Source organism: Okeania sp. SIO2F5, from assembly GCF_010692685.1.
GTDB lineage: Bacteria > Cyanobacteriota > Cyanobacteriia > Cyanobacteriales > Microcoleaceae > Okeania > Okeania hirsuta.
In genome coordinates this window covers 1-18,035 of the sequence record NZ_JAAHGU010000141.1, presented here as the reverse complement: position 1 = coordinate 18,035, position 18,035 = coordinate 1, and the positions used below count along the sequence as shown (strand labels likewise).

The window sequence follows — 18,035 nt, the reverse complement described above, 5'->3', positions numbered from 1 at the left end:
CCATTTCTGTTTCCCATCTTCTGATACTTAATCCGGAAATTATCAATTTGATTTTCTATTGTTTTAGTGCAAAAAAAACCTCCACCAATTACGGCGGAGGTTATCTATCAGGGTGCATCTACCATTTCTGTTTCCCATCTTCTGATACTTAATCCGGAAATTATCAATTTGATTTTCTATTGTTTTAGTGCAAAAAAAACCTCCACCAATTACGGCGGAGGTTATCTATCAGGGTGCATCTACCATTTATTTCTCAAGGTAATTGAAGCATTCTGGAAAATTCTGAAAAATTTTCTATATTTCTCGATCGTCCTATTGATGTCGATGAACCATTGTTGCATTAGCCTGATCTGTGGGTACTACTAATAGTTCGCTGATATTGACGTGGGGCGATCGCGTAACGCAGAAAAATACTAAATCTGCTATATCATCTCCGGTTAATGGTGTCAAGTCTTTGTAAACATTCTTAGCCTTTTCTGTGTCCCCATGGAATCGGACATTACTAAATTCTGTTTCTACTAAACCTGGTTGAATTTCAGTGACTCGCACAGGAGTTCCTAATAAATCCTGTTTTAACCCCTCAGAAATTGCTCTAACAGCAGCCTTTGAAGCACAATAAACATTACCTCCGGGATAAGCACCACGACCAGCAATAGAACCAATATTAACTACATGACCTTGACTACGATTAACCATTCCTGGCACTACATAGCGAGTCATGTATAGTAATCCTTTAACATTAGTATCAATCATTTCTTCCCAATCGTTGAAGTCCCCAACATGGAGTTTATCTAAACCACGACTTAAACCAGCATTATTAATCAAAATATCAAGATTTTTCCAAGGGTCAGGTAAAGAATTTATTGCTGATTCTACTGCTAGGCGATCGCGTACATCTAGCTTTAATAAATAAGTTTTACACTGGAATTTTTTAGTTAATTCATCAGCAAGTTTTTCTAGTTTTTCTTGACGACGAGCAGCCAAAATTAGATTTGCACCTGCTTGAGCAAATATATTGGCACAAGATTCTCCAATACCACTACTAGCACCTGTAATTAAGACTATTTTATCCTCAACAGAAATCATATTTACTATTCTATAAACTTACCATTTTAATTTAATTATTTACCGAAAAATTCAGGTATAAAGCCTCTCCATTCATGGAGAAAAAAGCGGTTGATCTTCGGAGCTTCCCGAAGGGTGGGATGGATGGGTTTCCTAACCATATCCATGAGACCAAAAGAAGAAAAAAAATCCTTTTATCCAATCTTCTTATTTATATTATTTATCAGAATAGGTAATTCTAAATTCTAAATTCTAAATTCTAAATTCTAAATTCTAAATTCTAAATTCTAAATTCTAAATTCTAATGACTCCTTAGATAAATCATCACTTATCCAAAACTCTTAAACGATAGGTACTAATAGTAATACCTCCTTTTCTCATCAAAACTGCTGATAACCATTGATCCTGAGAATTTTCTATGACCTCACCAATTTTAAAAATTCCCCCAGAAGGCAATAGTTCTAATTGAAAATTAGCAGGTTCAAGATCGTAAGAATTTTCATTAATTGGTTCTTCCCAAGCAGCTCCTAACATAATTTGTTCGCCCAAAGGTTCTGCAACAATCACATCAAAGTTATACTTTTTACCTACTTCTACTTCTAGTGGTAAATTAACATTAATAGTAGGTGGATTTTTGCCGGATGTCAGTTGATTACGCTCGGCTAAAATTTCTTGTTCAACAATTTTTTTATCTTCATAACGTTGTTGAGAAGTAATAGTAGACTTTAATCTTATATTTCTATTGTTCATTTGCTGAACACCAGTAATATAAGTAACAGTTTCAGCCACAATTGCATCGCCATCTATTTCCCAGGATTTTACTTCAGTACGATATTCAACTGATTTATAAAGTTGCCAGAATTTAGATAAAGCTTCTGACAAACTTTCCCGATTTAAACCATCAGAGTTAGTAAAATCATTACTATAGAAATCCATGACATCTTCTAAGTCTTGACGACTGGCAGCTCGATCTATTTTTTTCAAAAGTTCGGTCAGTTCATCAGGGGTTTTATCTCTATCTTGAGCTAAAGTAAAATTAGGAGATAAAACTATTCCAGAAGAAACAGTTAAACCTAGTAATAAAGAACTAAATAATGTTGTTGATAATTTCTGAAATTTAATCAAAAATTTGCTTTGGGTACGAAATATGATTTGAGAAATAATCATTTTTAACTTATAAAAGTTGTTAGTTTAAAGATTTGTTGGTTGTCAGAATCGAATTATATGGCCTTAACAAAGTCAGAAGTCAGAAGTCAGAAGTTATTTTTGTATAGCAATGTGCGCTGGCATATTTACACATTATTTTTTGTACACCTTTTCGCTTACTGCACTTTGAGCTGGACATTGTAAATACTTGAGCGCTCATTGCTATAACGGGGATTTGAGCTTCGCTCCAAAAATATTTCGCCTTAAAAGGCAGGGTTTTAGACCCAATTATTTTGGTAGGTTTAATTTTTGCCTAATGTTACTGCGTTAAAGACTAATTATGAAATATTAGACCTTCTGCAAAACTGAAAGTTATAGTAAGGAACAAGTTGATTAGAACTTATGTTGATGATAAACCTGAGACAGAGAAAAGCTTTTACCACTGTTCCCTGATCCCTGCTATAGATAAATTAAAATACACAAATTATCAATTTATCTTAAACTTTGGCCTTTTGATTTGAAATTTTTGACTTATCTCATTGTTATACCAGGGAGTAAAGAAACCTTGACCAATACACCAATTAAATTGTTAATCGCGGCCAGTGGTACTGGCGGACATTTATTTCCAGCGATCGCCACTGCTAAGGAATTAAAGGATTATCAGATCGAATGGTTAGGAGTACCTAATCGTTTAGAAACTAAGTTAGTCCCATCCCAGTATCCTCTCCATACTATATCAGTTGAAGGTTTTCAGCAGAAATTGGGCCTGGGGACTTTAAAAATTTTGAGTGGACTTATTGGCTCTATTCTAAAGGTAAGACATATACTTAAGCAGGGAAACTTTCAAGGATTGTTTACTACTGGTGGTTATATTGCTGCTCCGGCCATTATTGCTGCTCGTTCCTTGGGTTTACCAGTTATTCTCCATGAGTCTAATGTTTTGCCTGGGAAGGTGACACGTTGGTTTAGTCGTTTATGTGATGTAGTGGCAGTGGGTTTTGAGGAAGGAGCAAAATATCTCCCTAATGGCAAGACGGTTTATGTAGGTACTCCTGTCAGAGAGCAATTTTTGTCTCCCCAAGTGTTAGATATACCTATTCCAGAGAATGTCCCTGTAATTGCAGTTGTTGGGGGTTCTCAGGGAGCAGTTTCGGTTAACCAATTAGTGAGAGAATGTGTTCCTGCATGGGTTGATGCTGGTGCTTGGATTATTCACCAAACTGGGGAAAATGACAGAGATGCTTTTAGTGTAGAACATCCCCAATATTTTCCCATGACATTTTATCATAATATGGCTGGTTTATTTCAGCGGGCAAATTTAGTGATTGGTAGAGCAGGGGCGGGTACTTTAACAGAGTTAGCAGTTACTCATACACCTTCTATTTTAATTCCTTATCCTTATGCTGCTGATAATCATCAAGTTTATAATGCTAATGTATTTGCAAATCAGGAAGCGGCAATAGTTTTTCCTCAATCAGAATTAACTTCTGAAAAACTTGAAACAGTAGTTTTGGAGTTATTAAATTCACCAGAAAAACTGGAAAAAATGAATCAGGGTTCGGAAAAATTAGCAGTAAATGATAGTGCTAAGAGATTAGCAAATTTAGTCGATAAATTATTGAATAATTACTGATAATTTAGTTTGCTCAACACATCATCAAATAGATTCACAAACTTGGCTTCGTGAATGGGCTTAAAAGATTCTTTCCACTGCTGTTTTTTTCACGTTCTGATATGCTTACTGTTCGAAACCCGTCCAGAAAAAAAACTTTTTCTGTAGGCTATTCTGAATAGACTAGGAATAATTATTTCCTAGAACCCTAGAAACTGAAAAAAATCTCTGAATAAAGTTAGGTTAGTATCTTGAATTAAATCCTCATATTTTCTCTCTATAAAGTCAGGATTATCATAATTCCAATACTTGATATCTTCAATTACATTCCTAGTTGCATTCTCCATTTCAAATATCAATTGATCATCACAGGATGAATAATAATTTAGTTTTTCCTGGTAATATCATGTCCGGCTAATTAGTGATAAAAAACTTTCTCCTTCAACTCCAGTTCTTCTTCTTCCTTCTTCTTTCTTCCCTCCTGACTCCTGACTCCTGACTCCTGAGGACTCCGTCGTTATTTATTTATAACTGTTCAACCGGACATGATATAAGTCAATCCACAAAAATCTTTTCTGTTAATATGTAACCATTTTTCTGATGATTTTGTATGATAGAAACAAGTAGAAACAATTACATCTCTTGGGTCTCTGATAATATGTAATCCTTTGTAATTAGAAAGTATGTCAAAATCCAACTTTGAATGATCGTCAAGAAAAATATCAAAGTTCGGCGTTGCTGAATAGCGTGTATGATATTAATCGCGCATTACTTAGGAGTCAACCCACCCCTAACCCCTCCCAGGAGGGAAGTCAGAATTCACGAGTCAGGAGGGAAGAATGAAGTTGAAACCCCGAGTAGAAGGAGAAAGTTTTTTGGTCGCGTAAGCGGAATAGAGTTCTATTGCGCTCTGATCCGGACAAATGTCATACCTATTTTCACCAATGCCCAAAGTTCTTAGATGAACCCCTAAGAGCTGCCTTATTTTTCTCCCGGCAAAATTTTAAGTCATAATCAGAACCAATAGCACTGAATATAGTTAACATCCAAACAGTACCTGTTTTGTGGTGAGTTCCAATCAAAGCTTTATTATCTAAAATTTCTCCAAACGATAAACCCTTACGAATAACTCCTAGGGATTTACGAATAGTAGCTCTAGTTTGCTTGAGTAATAATTTCATTTTTCCTCATTACTTTAAAGTTCATGATATTATCTTTTCTGTGGCGGGTTTAATACTCCACCGTCAACGGTGATGCTTAAAATTGTTTGGGGTTATAAGACAGGGAGTGGTGTGTCGAAGACTATCCATAAGCAATTTTCCCTTATGCCTTCTGCGTTTTTCAAACAATAATTATACCATTCAGAGAACTTAGCCAAAAGCTTATATGATAGTAAGTTACAACTATAATCTCTTGCAAAAGTTGTTTTGATATCAATAATTAGTAAGGGAGATAAGGAGAGTATTAAATAACATAATTTTTAGTATTTCATATTAAAATTAAAAAATTAGTAAGTCCTAATAAAAAAACTTACAGCGGTTTTCATTTCAGTAGACCACAGTAGGGGCGTTAACGATAGTTATGCGCCAGCAAATGGCCATTTGCTAACGCAAAGCTGCCGCTAACGCCCCTACACGATTTTTGTTGTGATGATGTGGTTCAGAGATCGGCAAAAGCGCTGTAAATCTGCTAGAACAAAATTTAGCAGTAATAGAAAGTACCAATAAGTTAACAAATTTAGTGCGTCAATTTTTCCACAGCAAATCAGTCGATAATTAAATGTTCATTGAGGTTTTAAAAGGTTGCTATGTGGTATGAATATTTATGGCTAAAGTTGAGAAAAGTAGCAAGATGTGAACGAACAAATTGCTCTCTAGCAACAAGGAATAGTTTGATTTTTCCACTAAGGAGAAAAATAGCTCAAAGACAAATTATTCAAATATTAATAATTGCTTTTTTGCTACCTTTATTATTTTTCATAGTACCAGCTTGGGGGCAATCTACTGCTACTAATAATAATTTCAAAACAGCTCCAGTAGTACTTAATGGTAAAATCTTATTTAAAGTATCAGGTAATGATGATAAAAATTTGACAGCTACTAAACGAGCTGAAATCATCAGTTCAACATTAGAAAATATCTTAAGCTCAGGTGAATCTATAGAGGTAGATATAGACCAGAAAAATGAAGAAACAATTCTGCGTGTTAATAGTAAATATCTACTCACAGTAACTGCGACAGATGTCAAAAAAAGAATGAAAATAGAAGAGCAAGCAGTAATCTGGAAATATAGAATTGAAGAAGCTTTGGAATTAGGTCAAAAAGAACGTCAGCCACGTTATCTTTTCAAAGTATTAATTATCAGTATTATTCTAATTTTAACTGCTTTTACTCTACAGTTATCTTATGGTTTTTTTGAATTCAAAATTAGCAATTTATTTGAGGAAAGATATCCTAAACTTGTCAATTATTTCCCTACACTTTTGCCATTAACTGGAATTGCTGTTAGAGTCATAGTCTGGATAGTAGTTGTCCTCTATATAACCGATTTAATACCATTTCTTAGCAACTATCGCGACAAAGTATTAAATATTTTAAAAGAGAGCTTTACTTCTACTATTTTTAATCTAGGTAACAAAGGTTTTTCCATTTTAGACATAATGTTTTTAGTCGGATTAACCATTGCAATGTGGAAAGGAGTAGGATATTTTATTAGCATCTTCAGAAGTAAAATTATTGGCTTAACAGGAGCAGAGCAGAGCATTCAAGATACAATTAGTTTCTTAGTTCAATATGGCTTAATTTTCTTAGGTATACTAATTATTCTGCAACTTTGGGGGGTAGATGTTAGTTCTTTAGCAATTATTGCTAGTGTCCTTGGTGTAGGTATCGGTTTTGGTCTACAGAATATTGCTAACAATTTTATGAGTGGCATTATTCTAATTTTTGAGCGGCCTATTCAAGTGGGTGATTTTATTCAAGTTGGAAATTTAGAAGGTATTGTTAAACGGATTGGTTTACGCAGCACTTACATTACTACTTTAGACAAGATTTCTTTAATTGTTCCTAACTCTCGTTTTCTAGAAAATGAAGTTTTAAATTGGAGTCATAATAATCCGATTTCTCGGGTAAAAGTTCCCATAGGAGTTGCCTATGGTTCTGAAATTAGGTTAGTTAGAAAAGCTATTTTAGAAGTAGCTAAAAGTCATCCCGAAGTATTATTACATCCATCACCGCAACTATGGTTTCAAGAATTTGGTGATAGTTCTCTAAACTTTGATTTGCTTGTTTGGATTAGAGAACCTCAGAAAAAAAGCAAGCTCAAAAGTGAACTAAATTACCGTATTGAAGTAAGTCTAAGAAAATATGGAATTGAAATTCCTTTTCCTCAGCGAGATTTGCATTTAAAATCTCCAGAAATAGAGCAAATGATTCAGACTTGGATTCAGAAAAATACTACCCAATCTGCAGAACTTTATTATCCTGATAGTTTTGTACATAAACTGGAAAGAAAAATTTCTGATTTAGAGCTAGATGAAGAGGATAATTTAACTGTATCAACCATCAATAATATCGACAGTGAAATTCTTAATAATATAGATATAGATACCTTGATTCAGGAAATGCGTGGTTCTCATGGAGTAGCAATAAAAGACCGCCGACATCGGTGGGGTATTTACCCAAAATGTTTTGTTGGTTCTGAGGCAGTAAAATGGTTAATGAGGACTCAAAATTTGAATTTACAAGAAGCAATTTCGATTGGTCAATTATTAATTGATCGTGGGTTAATTCATCATGTCTTAGATAGACATGGTTTTAAAAATGAATATCTTTTTTATAGTTTTTATGAAGAAGAATAGTTAATCAGGAGTCAGGAGTCAACCCACCCCTAACCCCTCCCCCTCCGGTGGAGGGGAAGTTACCGAGTCAGGAGGGAAGAAGAGGAGAAGAAAGAAGGAAGAAGGAAGAAGGAAGAAGGCTTTAGTTATCTAGCACAGAAGGAAAAATCTGGTGTTGCCTGAGTTTTAAACTGTTGGGTAGTGGTGCATCTTGCTCCCGTTTCAGGTATTCCTTTTGCTCCCGTACCTGGTATTTTTTTGCTGTATACTATTACGCTCCGCAGGACTACCAAAGAAAGAGGATGTATTTACAGCAGTTTCCGAAGTTATAGCACTGTGCGCAGGCAACAGGCAACAGGCAACAGGCAACAGCTCCGGAAGGGGGAATAAAAAACCGATAATATAAGGCTTTTAGCTATTGGACACCTCTTGTAATTTGTAAATAGGGTTTGCGCTCATAAAGTCTGTTGGTGGGGGTAGGAGACAGGAGACAGGAGACAGGAGACAGGAGAAATGGGGATGAGCGAGGAGGTAGTAGTAAAAATTGTCCCTTTATTTTTCTGCCATAATCATCCCAAAATACTAGCTTTTTGAGCTTGAGCGACCGAAAAGCTTGCACTTTTTAAAGACAAAAAAAGGCAGCAAACCAATATCAGTCAATGCTTTGATATTTAATCAGCAAGCCCTAAATATGCCAGCGCACATTGCTATATGAGGTGCACCCATCGCGGGCAAGATGCCCGCACTACAAACGTTAAATTGTTAATCTCTGTACCTCTTATCCAAGGAATTTGCTCCCCTACTCCCCTACTCCCCTACTCTAATGAACTACACCAGAGTGACCTTCTATATTACCTACTGGTTCAAATATTCCACCTAGATACTTTGCTAAAAATTCCTCAGCGATCGCATAAAAATGTAAACGGTTTTCTGGACGAGCAAAACCATGTCCTTCATCTGTATATAGCACATATTCGATCGGTTTACCCGCGTCTTCCATTGCCTTAACAATTTGCGTACTTTCCGACTCTTTCACCCGTGGGTCATTTGCTCCTTGACCTATTAACAAAGGTTTCTGAATTTTATCTACAAAAAACAGAGGCGATCGCGACTTCAAAAACTCTGCTTCAGTTTCCAAATTTCCCACACGATGGAAAAAGACTTTCTTCAAAGGTTCCCAATAAGGAGGGATAGTTTGCATTAAAGTGATCAAGTTACTCGGTCCGACAATATCCACGCCAGCAGCAAACACTTCCGGGGTGAAAGTCAACCCTACCAATGTTGCATAACCACCATAAGAACCACCCATGATAGCAATTTTATCCTTGTCGGCAATACCCTTTTCAACTAACCAGTTAACTCCATCAATTAGATCGTCGTGCATTTTCGCTCCCCATTCCCGGTTACCAGCATTGAGAAAATCTTTACCGTAACCAGTCGAACCTCGGAAATTAATTTGCAATACAACATAACCTCGGTTAGCTAACCACTGAGTTTGCGATCTATAACCCCAGGTATCTCGTGCCCATGGTCCCCCATGAACTAAAAGCACTGCTGGTGCTGGAGTTGGAACACCTACAGGTTTAGTCAGATAACCATGAATAGTTAGACCATCCCTAGCAGCGTAGGAAATGGATTCCATTGGTGCCAACTGTAAACCTTCGAGTTGGGGTTGGTTGCTAAAGAGAAAAGTTATAGTTTTAGCAGTGCGGTCGTAAGTATGATAATAAACAGGTCCGTCATCAGTAAAATAAGCTACCAACCAGTTATTGTCTTCGAGGGTACGACTAACGATGCGAAACTCGCCTTTGTGCGCTTGCTTGAGAAATTCAAAATCTGCAGCAATGCTATCATCTAGAATCTGCCATTCTAATTTATCTTTGTAGAAACCCACTGCTTCAATAGCACGAGTAATAGGATGAGTTAAACTGCCACTAATGTCATATTGGGAGTCTTCAGCAATTACTTTTTCTTCGCGAGTGGCAAGATCGAGAGCAAGTAAACGTATAGCATTAGCATCATGGTTAGCTGATATATAGAGAGTTTTGCCATCATTGGAGAAGAAACTCGGGCCTCCATCTTCATCTGGCCCCCAGTGACGGATAGTTTCCCAAGATTTTTCTGTGGTTTCGCGATACAGTAAATCCGAACCTCCATCCTCTGTGATGGTTGCTGCAGCCAGGATTTGGAATTTTGCATCAGCAGTCCAACCAACAATATTACCTGGGTTATGGGTGTCAAATTCTACTGCACCATTATTGAGGTTGATGCGGTAAACATCGAAAGTTTGGGGATTTTTCAGGTTCAGACCCACTAATATTTGGTCAGGGAAATTATGGTCTAAATCTATTACTTCTGCTTTGACTCCCTGGAATGGGGTGAGGTCGCGCACCATGTTTGATTGAATATTAACTTGATAGAGATGATAATTTTCATCCCCATCAGCATCTTGAAGATATATGAGTTGGTCTTCGTTGTAAGTCCAGAAATACATCCGAATGCCCCGTTTTTTGTCGGCAGTAAGTTGGCGGTCGTCTTCTTGACCTATTGTTCGTACCCATATTTGCAAGACATTTTTTTCATCTGGAGCAATATATGCCAGATATTTGCCATCGGGGGAAAGTTTGGGACTGGTACGTTCGGGGTTGCCAAACAAAATTTCACGGGGAATAAGGGGAGGGAGTTTAGTTGTCATTTTTTCTGCGGTTGTTGTTGTCATATTTTGGTTGAATATTTGATTTGCTGAAGTTGCATAGCAGGCAACAGGGAACAGATTGAAAAACATTTCTCTGTCTAAAGATTGGCGTTGCTGATTCTGGGTATGATTTTGCCCCCCCAATTTTGGGGGGAATAAAACTCTAAAAGTCCCCCAATTTTGGGGGATTTAGGGGGCGTGGACCTGAACCAAACAATCGCGCATTCATACTTCAATTCAGCAACACCTAAAGATCATTATCAGTCTTTGTCCTAACTGTTCTAGCTATTGCTATACATTTTTTATTGTACCGCTTACTTTACAATTCGTAACATTTGGATAAAATATATTATGTAGTGTAAACCCACCTTGACTATTTATGTTACTACAAGCTAATCAACGCACGAAATTAGATGACTCTGACGATCGCCTGTTTTATTCTTACCCTAGGTTTGTTACTCATGTGGATGAAGGGTTTATTGACCAGTTGACAAATTTATATCGCGATCGCCTGAAACCTCATACTCGGATTTTGGATATGATGAGTAGTTGGGTTTCTCACTTACCACAGGATATGGAATTTGCTCATGTTGAAGGACATGGTATGAATGAGGAGGAGTTGGCTAAAAATCGTCAATTAAATCATTACTTTGTTCAAGATTTAAACAAGGATTTAAAACTACCTTTTCCTGACAAAGATTTTGATGCTGTTGTTAACTGTGTTTCTATTCAATATTTGCAATATCCTGATGCTATATTTTATGAAATTTATCGAATTTTGAAACCTGGCGGGATAGCAATTATTAGCTTTTCTAATCGGATGTTTTATCAAAAGGCTATTAGTGCTTGGCGAGATGGTTCAGAAACCTCAAGAGTAGAGTTAGTTAAGCGTTATTTTGACAGTGTAAAAAATGCTAATGGGGTTCCAGGATTTAGTCAAGTAGAGGTAATTTATCAGAAGTCAAATGTACCTGGTTTTTTACAGATGTTCGGTTTAGGAGGAGGCGACCCTTTTTATGCTGTAATTGCTTATCGTCAGGTTTAGTATTAAGCGATCGGTTTTAGGGGGTAGTTAGTAAGTTAAATAAGTATTTTTTATAGGTAAAAATAAAGTTTTTTTTACTTACATTTTCTTTAACTATCTAACTCCTACCAGATCATCTTCTCTAATAATATCTAATAATTTGTGGTGTTCCCTGAGTGAAATTACCCCCTCTAGCAAGATTCTGGAATATTTCCTCAAAATCGTCTTTTTCTACTACACCATTTTGATCGGCATCATAGACTTGAAACAGACCTGTCCATTTTTTTGTTTGTAATTCTGTCAGCATATTTTTGTTTTCCTTTATTCAAATAATTGAACCTAGATTTGTCCTTATTCCCATCAGGATTTATCAGACTATGGGGTTAAACAATTTGATACTATATCAGACTATAGTCGGGAAAGGGGGGTTGCACATTTATAGTTTATATAGCAGGGAACAGGGAACAGTAGGAAAAGCACTTCTTTGTTTAAGGTTGATCATCAGTCTATGTCAAACACCAACTCGTTCTTTGCTTTTTTTAAAAAAGAATAAATTGAAGTTCGCAATAAATATAAATCTAAAAGTATGATAAAAATAAGTAGTTCAGCATATACAGCAAATTTCAGGAAGCGTGAGGTACAGTTTTAGGTTAGTCTAGAATTTTTATTCATTCCCTATTCCCTGTTCTCTGTTCCCTGTTCCTTGTTCCTTAATACCATTCATAATTAATCATAGTGATTTCCCAAGAAAATACATTTAACATACAAGAATTAGAAACTATTGTCGGCAAAGAAAATATTAGTTTGTGGCAAGATATAGACCAAACAAAAAAACAACAAATATCACAGGCGATCGCTCCCGACACTACCATCAACTGCATCGTCTATCCAGAAACTCAAGCACAACTTTCTACCATAGTTAACTGCTGTGCTCAAAATAATTGGGCAATATTACCTTGTGGTAACGGTAGCAAAGTTCATTGGGGAGGGTTAATGAAAGTAGACCGAACTACTCACAAACAAGGAATAACAGTTATTAGTAGCGATCGTCTCAACCATCTCATTGAACACGCTGTGGGTGACTTAACTGTTACTGTGGAAGCTGGGATGAAATATGCAGAATTACAAGAAACCTTAGCAAAAGCAGGTCAATTTCTCGCTATCGACCCTGCTTATCCAGAAACTGCTACTATTGGCGGTATCATTGCCACTGCTGATACAGGTTCCCTTCGTCAACGCTACCGGGGTGTACGAGATATGCTACTGGGTATAAGTTTTGTGCGATCGGATGGAAAAATTGCTAAAGCGGGAGGACGGGTAGTTAAAAATGTGGCAGGTTACGACCTAATGAAATTATTTACAGGTTCTTATGGCACATTAGGTATCATTAGTCAAGTTACTCTGAGAGTTTATCCTCAACAACAAGCATCCGGTACCGTTGTTTTAGTAGGAGAAAAAAATAACATTGCCAAAGCAACTCAAACTTTATTATCTTCAGCATTAACACCCGTTGCTATTGACTTACTTTCAACTAAATTAGTAGAACAATTAGACTTAGGTAAAGGTGTGGGATTAATGGTTAGATTTCAAAGCATAATAGAGAGTGTTGAAGAGCAATCTAATCAATTATTAAAAGTGGGAGACAGCTTAGGTTTAAATTCCACCCGTTACAATGATTATGAAGCAGAATTATGGCAAAAATTAAAACAACAAATATGGCATTCTCAGCCAAATGAAATAATTTGTAAAATAGGAGTTATTCCTACCGAAGCTGTAGAAACTTTAGAGCGATCGGCCATAGAAACTGGTTTCGGATTAATTCATGCAGGGAGTGGTTTGGGAGAATTAAAGTTTAATTCTGTTACTCCCGAAACTCTTCTAGAATTACGGCATTGGTGTGAATCTAAAGGTGGATTTATCACAGTTTTAGCAGCACCATTAGAGATAAAAGAAAAACTAGATGTTTGGGGTTATAATCAGAATGGTATTGAGATAATGCGCCGAATTAAACAACAATTTGACCCACAAAATATTTTTAATCCTCATTCTTTTGTTGGTGGAATTTAACAGGGAATATAATATGATATCATGTCCGGTTGAACAGTTATAAATAAACGACGGAGGAGTCAGAAGTCAGGAAGGAAGAAAGAAAAAGAAAGAGGAGAAAGTTTTTTTGATCGCTAATTATCCGGACATGATATGAATTAGTTTTCAGATCAAACAGGCAGGAATGGTGTAAGGTGCGTTGCAACTGAGCGTACAGGTAGAGTGGCAATTCCTATCTATCTAACTTGAAAATCATTAGCTACTAACTCTGGACTGCCGTCTAATGTGGCAAATTGAGCGCCACTACCAAACCCATCTTCAGTACCGTTGGCATTATAATACAACGCTCCACTAGCAGAGTTGTAAACAATTTTAGCCTCAGCAGTTGCAGCATCAACTTCACTAGAGAAAATTGCAAAATCATCTGTAGATAAACCAATACCAGGAGAACTATCTAGAGCAGTAAAGGTTCTCAAGTCAAGCAAAATTCTATCTTGCCCACTATTAAAATCATTAATCTGGTCTATACCTATATCTTGAGAATCAAATTCTTCGTTGGTGTTAAAAATAAATCGGTCTATACTTGCCCCACCTATCAATTCATCGTCTCCAGCACCACCATTCAGGCGATCGCGACCTTGACCACCATTGAGAATATCATTACCGTCTCCACCAAGCAATATATCGAACCCAGGGCGACCTTCTAAAACATCATTACCATCCTGGCCTAATAGAGTATCGTTTCCTCTAGCACCAATCAGGTTGTCATTACCATCACCACCAATGACGCGATCGTCACCTGCGAGTCCATTTAATCGATCGTCTCCAGCAAAACCTCTTACTATATCGTTAGCAAAACCTGCATCAATATTGTTATCCCGGTTGTCTCCATTGAACACTACATCATCAAGAGGAATTACAGTATCCAAATCTTCTAAAATCACCTGTCCGCGCAACTCACCACTCGGATTATTTACTGTGTGCAGGTTAATATAAACTCCTCCTGACTCTACTGCTGCAACTTCAGTTTCATCCAGAGTAAAACTACCAGAGAAGAAACCTGCACCAACACCATCAGTTTCAACCACAGTCAAGTTGCGTAAAATATCGCCATTCTCACCAAGTCCACCCAAATGAAGGTGAACTGAACTTTGAGGGTTCCCCTCTGAGTCCTCGGAGGGTCCGACATTCAACAAATCACTTGATACAACAGAAAAATCACCGGATATATTAAGAGTATTGCCAGAGAGGACTGCATAAAAAGTTCCTGATCCGTCACTAAGTCCTACTGGATCGACTTCTTGAACGGTTGATATCGGTAAAAATGTTGCTAGATCATTTCCTGTTGGGTCTATTTCGTTGAGCAGAACTTGGGTGCGTAATTCTCCACTCTGATTATTTTCTGTATGGAGGTTGACGTACAAATTTCCAGACTCAGCAGCTACTATTTCATCGGGACTTAAAGTAAAATCACCAAAAAATCCACCCGATCCATCACCATTATCAATTACATCGAAATTACGAATAATTCCACCATTAGAATTAGCTAATCCCTGATGCAGATGAATGGCGCTCTGAGGATTTCCTGCTGAGTCTTCATCTCCAACCGGAAATAAATCGCTTGATAAATCTGAAAAAGTTCCTTGTATTAATAGGTTATTACCAGTCAGAATGGCATTTACTATTCCTTCTGCGGGGGTATCTGCTACTGGTGGTACTTCAAAAGCTTCTGACATGGGCAACCCTAGACCAACTGTTGCTTCTAGATCGTCTAAAAGAACCTGTCCTCGTAGCTCTCCACTTTGATTATTCTCTGTGTGCAGATTTATATACAACTCGTCTGCTTCTGCTGCCTGTGTTTCTGTGTCTGTGAGAGTAAAAGCACCATGAAATATACCTGTAGTATCATCAAATTCTGATACAGTTAAGTTGCGGATAATACCTCCATTCTGACCTGCTTCAGCCTGATGAACATGAATTGCGCTTTGAGGGTTTCCCTCTGAGTCTGCTGCTCCTACAGGAAATAAAGGGCTTGATAGTCCACCATAGAGTCCCTCTATTAGTAATGTATTTCCTGGTAAAAAAGCATTGAAACTTCCTAAAGCTGGACCATCTGCTATTGGGGGAACTTCTTGTTGTTCTGACATTGGTAAAGAAAGCCCCAAGAAGTTGTCAAATAAATAAGTAGTCATTATTAATCTCTGTAATTTTTCAGTATGGTTAATACTAAACTATAATAGTCATATTTATTTTAAATATAAAATTTTTTTGGTATATAATTCTTACTTTTTGCAAAAAAATATGATACCTTGTCATATTTTGATAACTATACTCATAAATTAGATTATTTATAGGTAAATTCTCTACAATCAGTTTGTTTTATTAAGTATTATTAAATGCTATAATAAAAATTTACAGGTGAGATAGTAATTGCTCTCTACTATGTAAGCATTCAGCCATCAGCCATCAGCCATCAGCTATTGTTTTTGGTTTTAGATAAAGTTTATTAATTAACGCCAAATTAGAGCTTACTAAACTCATCTGAGTCTTATTGCTGTTTGCGTAGCATCCGGCAGGGAAGCGCTGACTTCTAATAGCTGTTTGCGCAGCAGTCCGTAGGAAATGCTTACCTACTATTTATTGATTGACAAAAAGATTGATGTATAGCACGATAATTTAAAGTTAGTATCAACAAATATTTGAATATAAGATATGCAGATAAAAGACATAAATACCGAAAATAATCGAGAAATTCCTGCTAAAGAAAGCAACTTTTTACAGCAAAATCCACATTTAAAATCTTTAACAGATAACCCTAGTTTTGACTCTCAAAAACCACCATTACCTGAATTAATTGATGCTTGCGTTCACTGTGGGTTTTGTTTGTCAACCTGTCCTAGTTATAGGGTAATTGGTAAAGAAATGGATTCTCCCAGGGGACGAATTTATGCTATGGATGCTATTAACAAAGGAGAAGCACCACTCAATAAAACTACCTCCGAACATTTTGATACTTGCTTAGGTTGTCTTGCCTGTGTAACTACTTGCCCATCCAATGTTAAATATGACAAATTAATCGCTGCAACTCGTCCGCAAGTAGAGCGAAATATTAAACGTTCATTACCTGACAAATTTATTCGTAATCTCATCTTTAATATTTTCCCATATCCTCAGAGATTACGACCATTACTCATCCCTCTATTAGCGTATCAAAAATTAGGATTCCAGAAATTTATTCGTGCTACTGAACTGCTGAAAAAAATATCCCCCAGATTAGCAGCAATGGAATCTATTTTACCGGAAATTACTGCTGATTCTTTCCAGGATAATTATCCTACTGTTATCCCTGCTCAAGGAGAAAAACGTTATCGAGTCGGTTTGATTTTAGGTTGTGTACAAAGAATATTTTTCTCACCAGTTAATGAGGCAACAATTAGAGTTTTAACTGCTAATTGTTGCGAAGTTTTGATTCCTAAAAGTCAAGGTTGTTGTGCTGCTTTGCCAGAACATCAAGGGCAAACAAAACAAGCTCATACTTTGGCAAAACAAATGATAGATAGTTTTGCTAATACTGGCGTTGATGCAGTTATTATTAATGCTGCAGGTTGCGGTCATACTCTGAAAGAATACGGCAATATTCTCCAAGATGATTCAGAATATTCTGACAAAGCAAAAGAGTTTTCTAGTAATGTTAAAGATGTACAAGAATTTTTAGCAAATGTAGGATTAACAGCTAAACTTTCTCCTTTAACTGAAGAGGAAGAATTGACCATAGTTTATCAAGATGCTTGCCATTTATTACATGGTCAAAAAATTAGTTTGCAACCCAGACAACTATTACAAAAAATTCCCGGAGTGAAGTTGCGCGAACCAATAGATGCTTCTTTGTGTTGTGGTAGTGCTGGAGTTTATAATATGTTGCAACCGGAAATAGCTGATGAGTTGGGGCAACAAAAAGTAGAAAATTTGTTGAATACAGGTGCAGAATTAATTGCTTCTGCTAATCCTGGATGTTCTTTGCAGATTAAAAAGCATTTAGAATTGCAAGGAAAGAAAATGATTTTAATGCATCCAATAGAGTTATTAGATTATTCAATTCGAGGAGTTAAGCTATAAGAAGAAGAAGGAGTCAGGAGACAGGAGACAGGAGACAGTAGACAGAATTTTAGAAGAAAATCATAGCTGCCGTGATTGAGTCATCATATATATCACTCCGAAGCCAGCGTATTTCATATCTCATTGGCGAAAAAGGTCATGCATGATAACTGGATTTGGTATTTAGGGTTTGCTTATGGAAAGTCTTTTGGTAGGAGTCAGGAGACAGGAGAAAAGGGTCGGGAGCGAGGAGGCAGTAGTAAGAATTATCCCTTGATTTTTCTGCCATAGTCAGTCCAAAATCCTAACTTTTTGAGCTGCCTACAACGAAAACCTTATACTTTTTAAAGACCTAAAAAGGCACTTGTCTCTATATGTCAATGCTTTGATATAGCAATGAGCGCTGGCATCTTTACATATTACATAAATATTGATAATGTAACATAAAAGTAACTGTATGAGCTGTATTTTTCATAAATTAGGCGATCGCTAAAGGTTAAAGTTTTAAGGATGC

The 18,035-nt window shown here is 36.7% G+C and carries 13 protein-coding genes; 7 read left to right on the top strand and 6 right to left on the bottom strand.

Annotated features, from left to right (window positions below; translation table 11 throughout):
* Positions 1-312: 312 nt before the first annotated feature.
* A complete protein-coding gene (locus F6K27_RS27505; protein WP_287279256.1) occupies positions 313-1,086 on the bottom strand; it encodes an SDR family oxidoreductase in 774 nt (257 codons plus the stop codon).
* 303 nt (positions 1,087-1,389) lie between these two features.
* Positions 1,390-2,232, bottom strand: coding sequence for a nuclear transport factor 2 family protein (locus tag F6K27_RS27500; protein WP_287279255.1), 843 nt, complete (start codon positions 2,230-2,232; stop codon positions 1,390-1,392).
* A gap of 544 nt (positions 2,233-2,776) precedes the next feature.
* On the opposite strand from F6K27_RS27500, the gene murG reads away from it, so the two are divergent.
* Both murG and F6K27_RS27490 read left to right on the top strand, forming a co-directional pair.
* Positions 2,777-3,844 carry an undecaprenyldiphospho-muramoylpentapeptide beta-N-acetylglucosaminyltransferase gene (gene murG / locus F6K27_RS27495; RefSeq protein ID WP_287279254.1) on the top strand — a complete coding sequence of 356 codons (1,068 nt, stop codon included), beginning with the start codon at positions 2,777-2,779 and terminating at the stop codon, positions 3,842-3,844.
* Between the two features lie 678 nt (positions 3,845-4,522).
* Entirely contained in the window at positions 4,523-4,666 is a 144-nt protein-coding gene (locus F6K27_RS27490; protein ID WP_287279253.1) for a hypothetical protein, read from the top strand.
* Between the two features lie 95 nt (positions 4,667-4,761).
* On the opposite strand, the gene F6K27_RS27485 is transcribed toward F6K27_RS27490, so the two are convergent.
* Positions 4,762-5,004 (bottom strand): hypothetical protein, encoded by a 243-nt coding sequence (locus F6K27_RS27485; RefSeq protein ID WP_124144574.1) that lies wholly within the window; start codon positions 5,002-5,004, stop codon positions 4,762-4,764.
* A 626-nt stretch (positions 5,005-5,630) separates the two neighbouring features.
* On the opposite strand from F6K27_RS27485, the gene F6K27_RS27480 reads away from it, so the two are divergent.
* Entirely contained in the window at positions 5,631-7,682 is a 2,052-nt protein-coding gene (locus F6K27_RS27480; protein ID WP_287279252.1) for a mechanosensitive ion channel domain-containing protein, read from the top strand.
* A 799-nt stretch (positions 7,683-8,481) separates the two neighbouring features.
* Here F6K27_RS27480 and F6K27_RS27475 read toward each other — a convergent pair.
* Positions 8,482-10,380 carry a S9 family peptidase gene (locus F6K27_RS27475; protein ID WP_287279251.1) on the bottom strand — a complete coding sequence of 633 codons (1,899 nt, stop codon included), beginning with the start codon at positions 10,378-10,380 and terminating at the stop codon, positions 8,482-8,484.
* A gap of 355 nt (positions 10,381-10,735) precedes the next feature.
* Here F6K27_RS27475 and F6K27_RS27470 point away from each other — a divergent pair, with 355 nt between their 5' ends.
* The gene (locus tag F6K27_RS27470) at positions 10,736-11,401 is read left to right on the top strand and encodes a class I SAM-dependent methyltransferase (protein WP_287279250.1); all 666 of its coding nucleotides are present in this window, start codon (positions 10,736-10,738) and stop codon (positions 11,399-11,401) included.
* 121 nt (positions 11,402-11,522) lie between these two features.
* On the opposite strand, the gene F6K27_RS27465 is transcribed toward F6K27_RS27470, so the two are convergent.
* Positions 11,523-11,687, bottom strand: a complete 165-nt coding sequence (locus F6K27_RS27465; RefSeq protein ID WP_287279249.1) for an EF-hand domain-containing protein — start codon at positions 11,685-11,687, stop codon at positions 11,523-11,525.
* 422 nt (positions 11,688-12,109) lie between these two features.
* Here F6K27_RS27465 and F6K27_RS27460 point away from each other — a divergent pair, with 422 nt between their 5' ends.
* The gene (locus F6K27_RS27460) at positions 12,110-13,447 is read left to right on the top strand and encodes an FAD-binding oxidoreductase (protein WP_375339717.1); all 1,338 of its coding nucleotides are present in this window, start codon (positions 12,110-12,112) and stop codon (positions 13,445-13,447) included.
* Between the two features lie 215 nt (positions 13,448-13,662).
* Here F6K27_RS27460 and F6K27_RS27455 read toward each other — a convergent pair whose 3' ends face one another.
* Positions 13,663-15,618 (bottom strand): CHRD domain-containing protein, encoded by a 1,956-nt coding sequence (locus F6K27_RS27455; protein ID WP_287279247.1) that lies wholly within the window; start codon positions 15,616-15,618, stop codon positions 13,663-13,665.
* A gap of 520 nt (positions 15,619-16,138) precedes the next feature.
* Between F6K27_RS27455 and F6K27_RS27450 the strand changes: the two genes are divergently transcribed.
* Both F6K27_RS27450 and F6K27_RS27445 read left to right on the top strand, forming a co-directional pair.
* Positions 16,139-17,542: a (Fe-S)-binding protein gene (locus tag F6K27_RS27450; RefSeq protein WP_287279246.1), complete on the top strand. Its 1,404-nt coding sequence runs from the start codon at positions 16,139-16,141 to the stop codon at positions 17,540-17,542.
* A 138-nt stretch (positions 17,543-17,680) separates the two neighbouring features.
* A complete protein-coding gene (locus tag F6K27_RS27445; RefSeq protein ID WP_275670344.1) occupies positions 17,681-17,812 on the top strand; it encodes a hypothetical protein in 132 nt (43 codons plus the stop codon).
* Positions 17,813-18,035: the final 223 nt, after the last annotated feature.

Bases quoted from the DNA above. Each gene is read 5' to 3' on its own strand.
- F6K27_RS27445 (WP_275670344.1), top strand. From the start codon at position 17,681: ATGCATGATAACTGGATTTGGTATTTAGGGTTTGCTTATGGAAAGTCT.
- F6K27_RS27475 (WP_287279251.1), bottom strand. From the start codon at position 10,380: ATGACAACAACAACCGCAGAAAAAATGACAACTAAACTCCCTCCCCTT.
- F6K27_RS27455 (WP_287279247.1), bottom strand. From the start codon at position 15,618: ATGACTACTTATTTATTTGACAACTTCTTGGGGCTTTCTTTACCAATG.
- F6K27_RS27465 (WP_287279249.1), bottom strand. From the start codon at position 11,687: ATGCTGACAGAATTACAAACAAAAAAATGGACAGGTCTGTTTCAAGTC.
- F6K27_RS27480 (WP_287279252.1), top strand. From the start codon at position 5,631: ATGTGGTATGAATATTTATGGCTAAAGTTGAGAAAAGTAGCAAGATGT.
- F6K27_RS27470 (WP_287279250.1), top strand. From the start codon at position 10,736: ATGTTACTACAAGCTAATCAACGCACGAAATTAGATGACTCTGACGAT.
- F6K27_RS27450 (WP_287279246.1), top strand. From the start codon at position 16,139: ATGCAGATAAAAGACATAAATACCGAAAATAATCGAGAAATTCCTGCT.
- F6K27_RS27505 (WP_287279256.1), bottom strand. From the start codon at position 1,086: ATGATTTCTGTTGAGGATAAAATAGTCTTAATTACAGGTGCTAGTAGT.
- F6K27_RS27500 (WP_287279255.1), bottom strand. From the start codon at position 2,232: ATGATTATTTCTCAAATCATATTTCGTACCCAAAGCAAATTTTTGATT.
- F6K27_RS27485 (WP_124144574.1), bottom strand. From the start codon at position 5,004: ATGAAATTATTACTCAAGCAAACTAGAGCTACTATTCGTAAATCCCTA.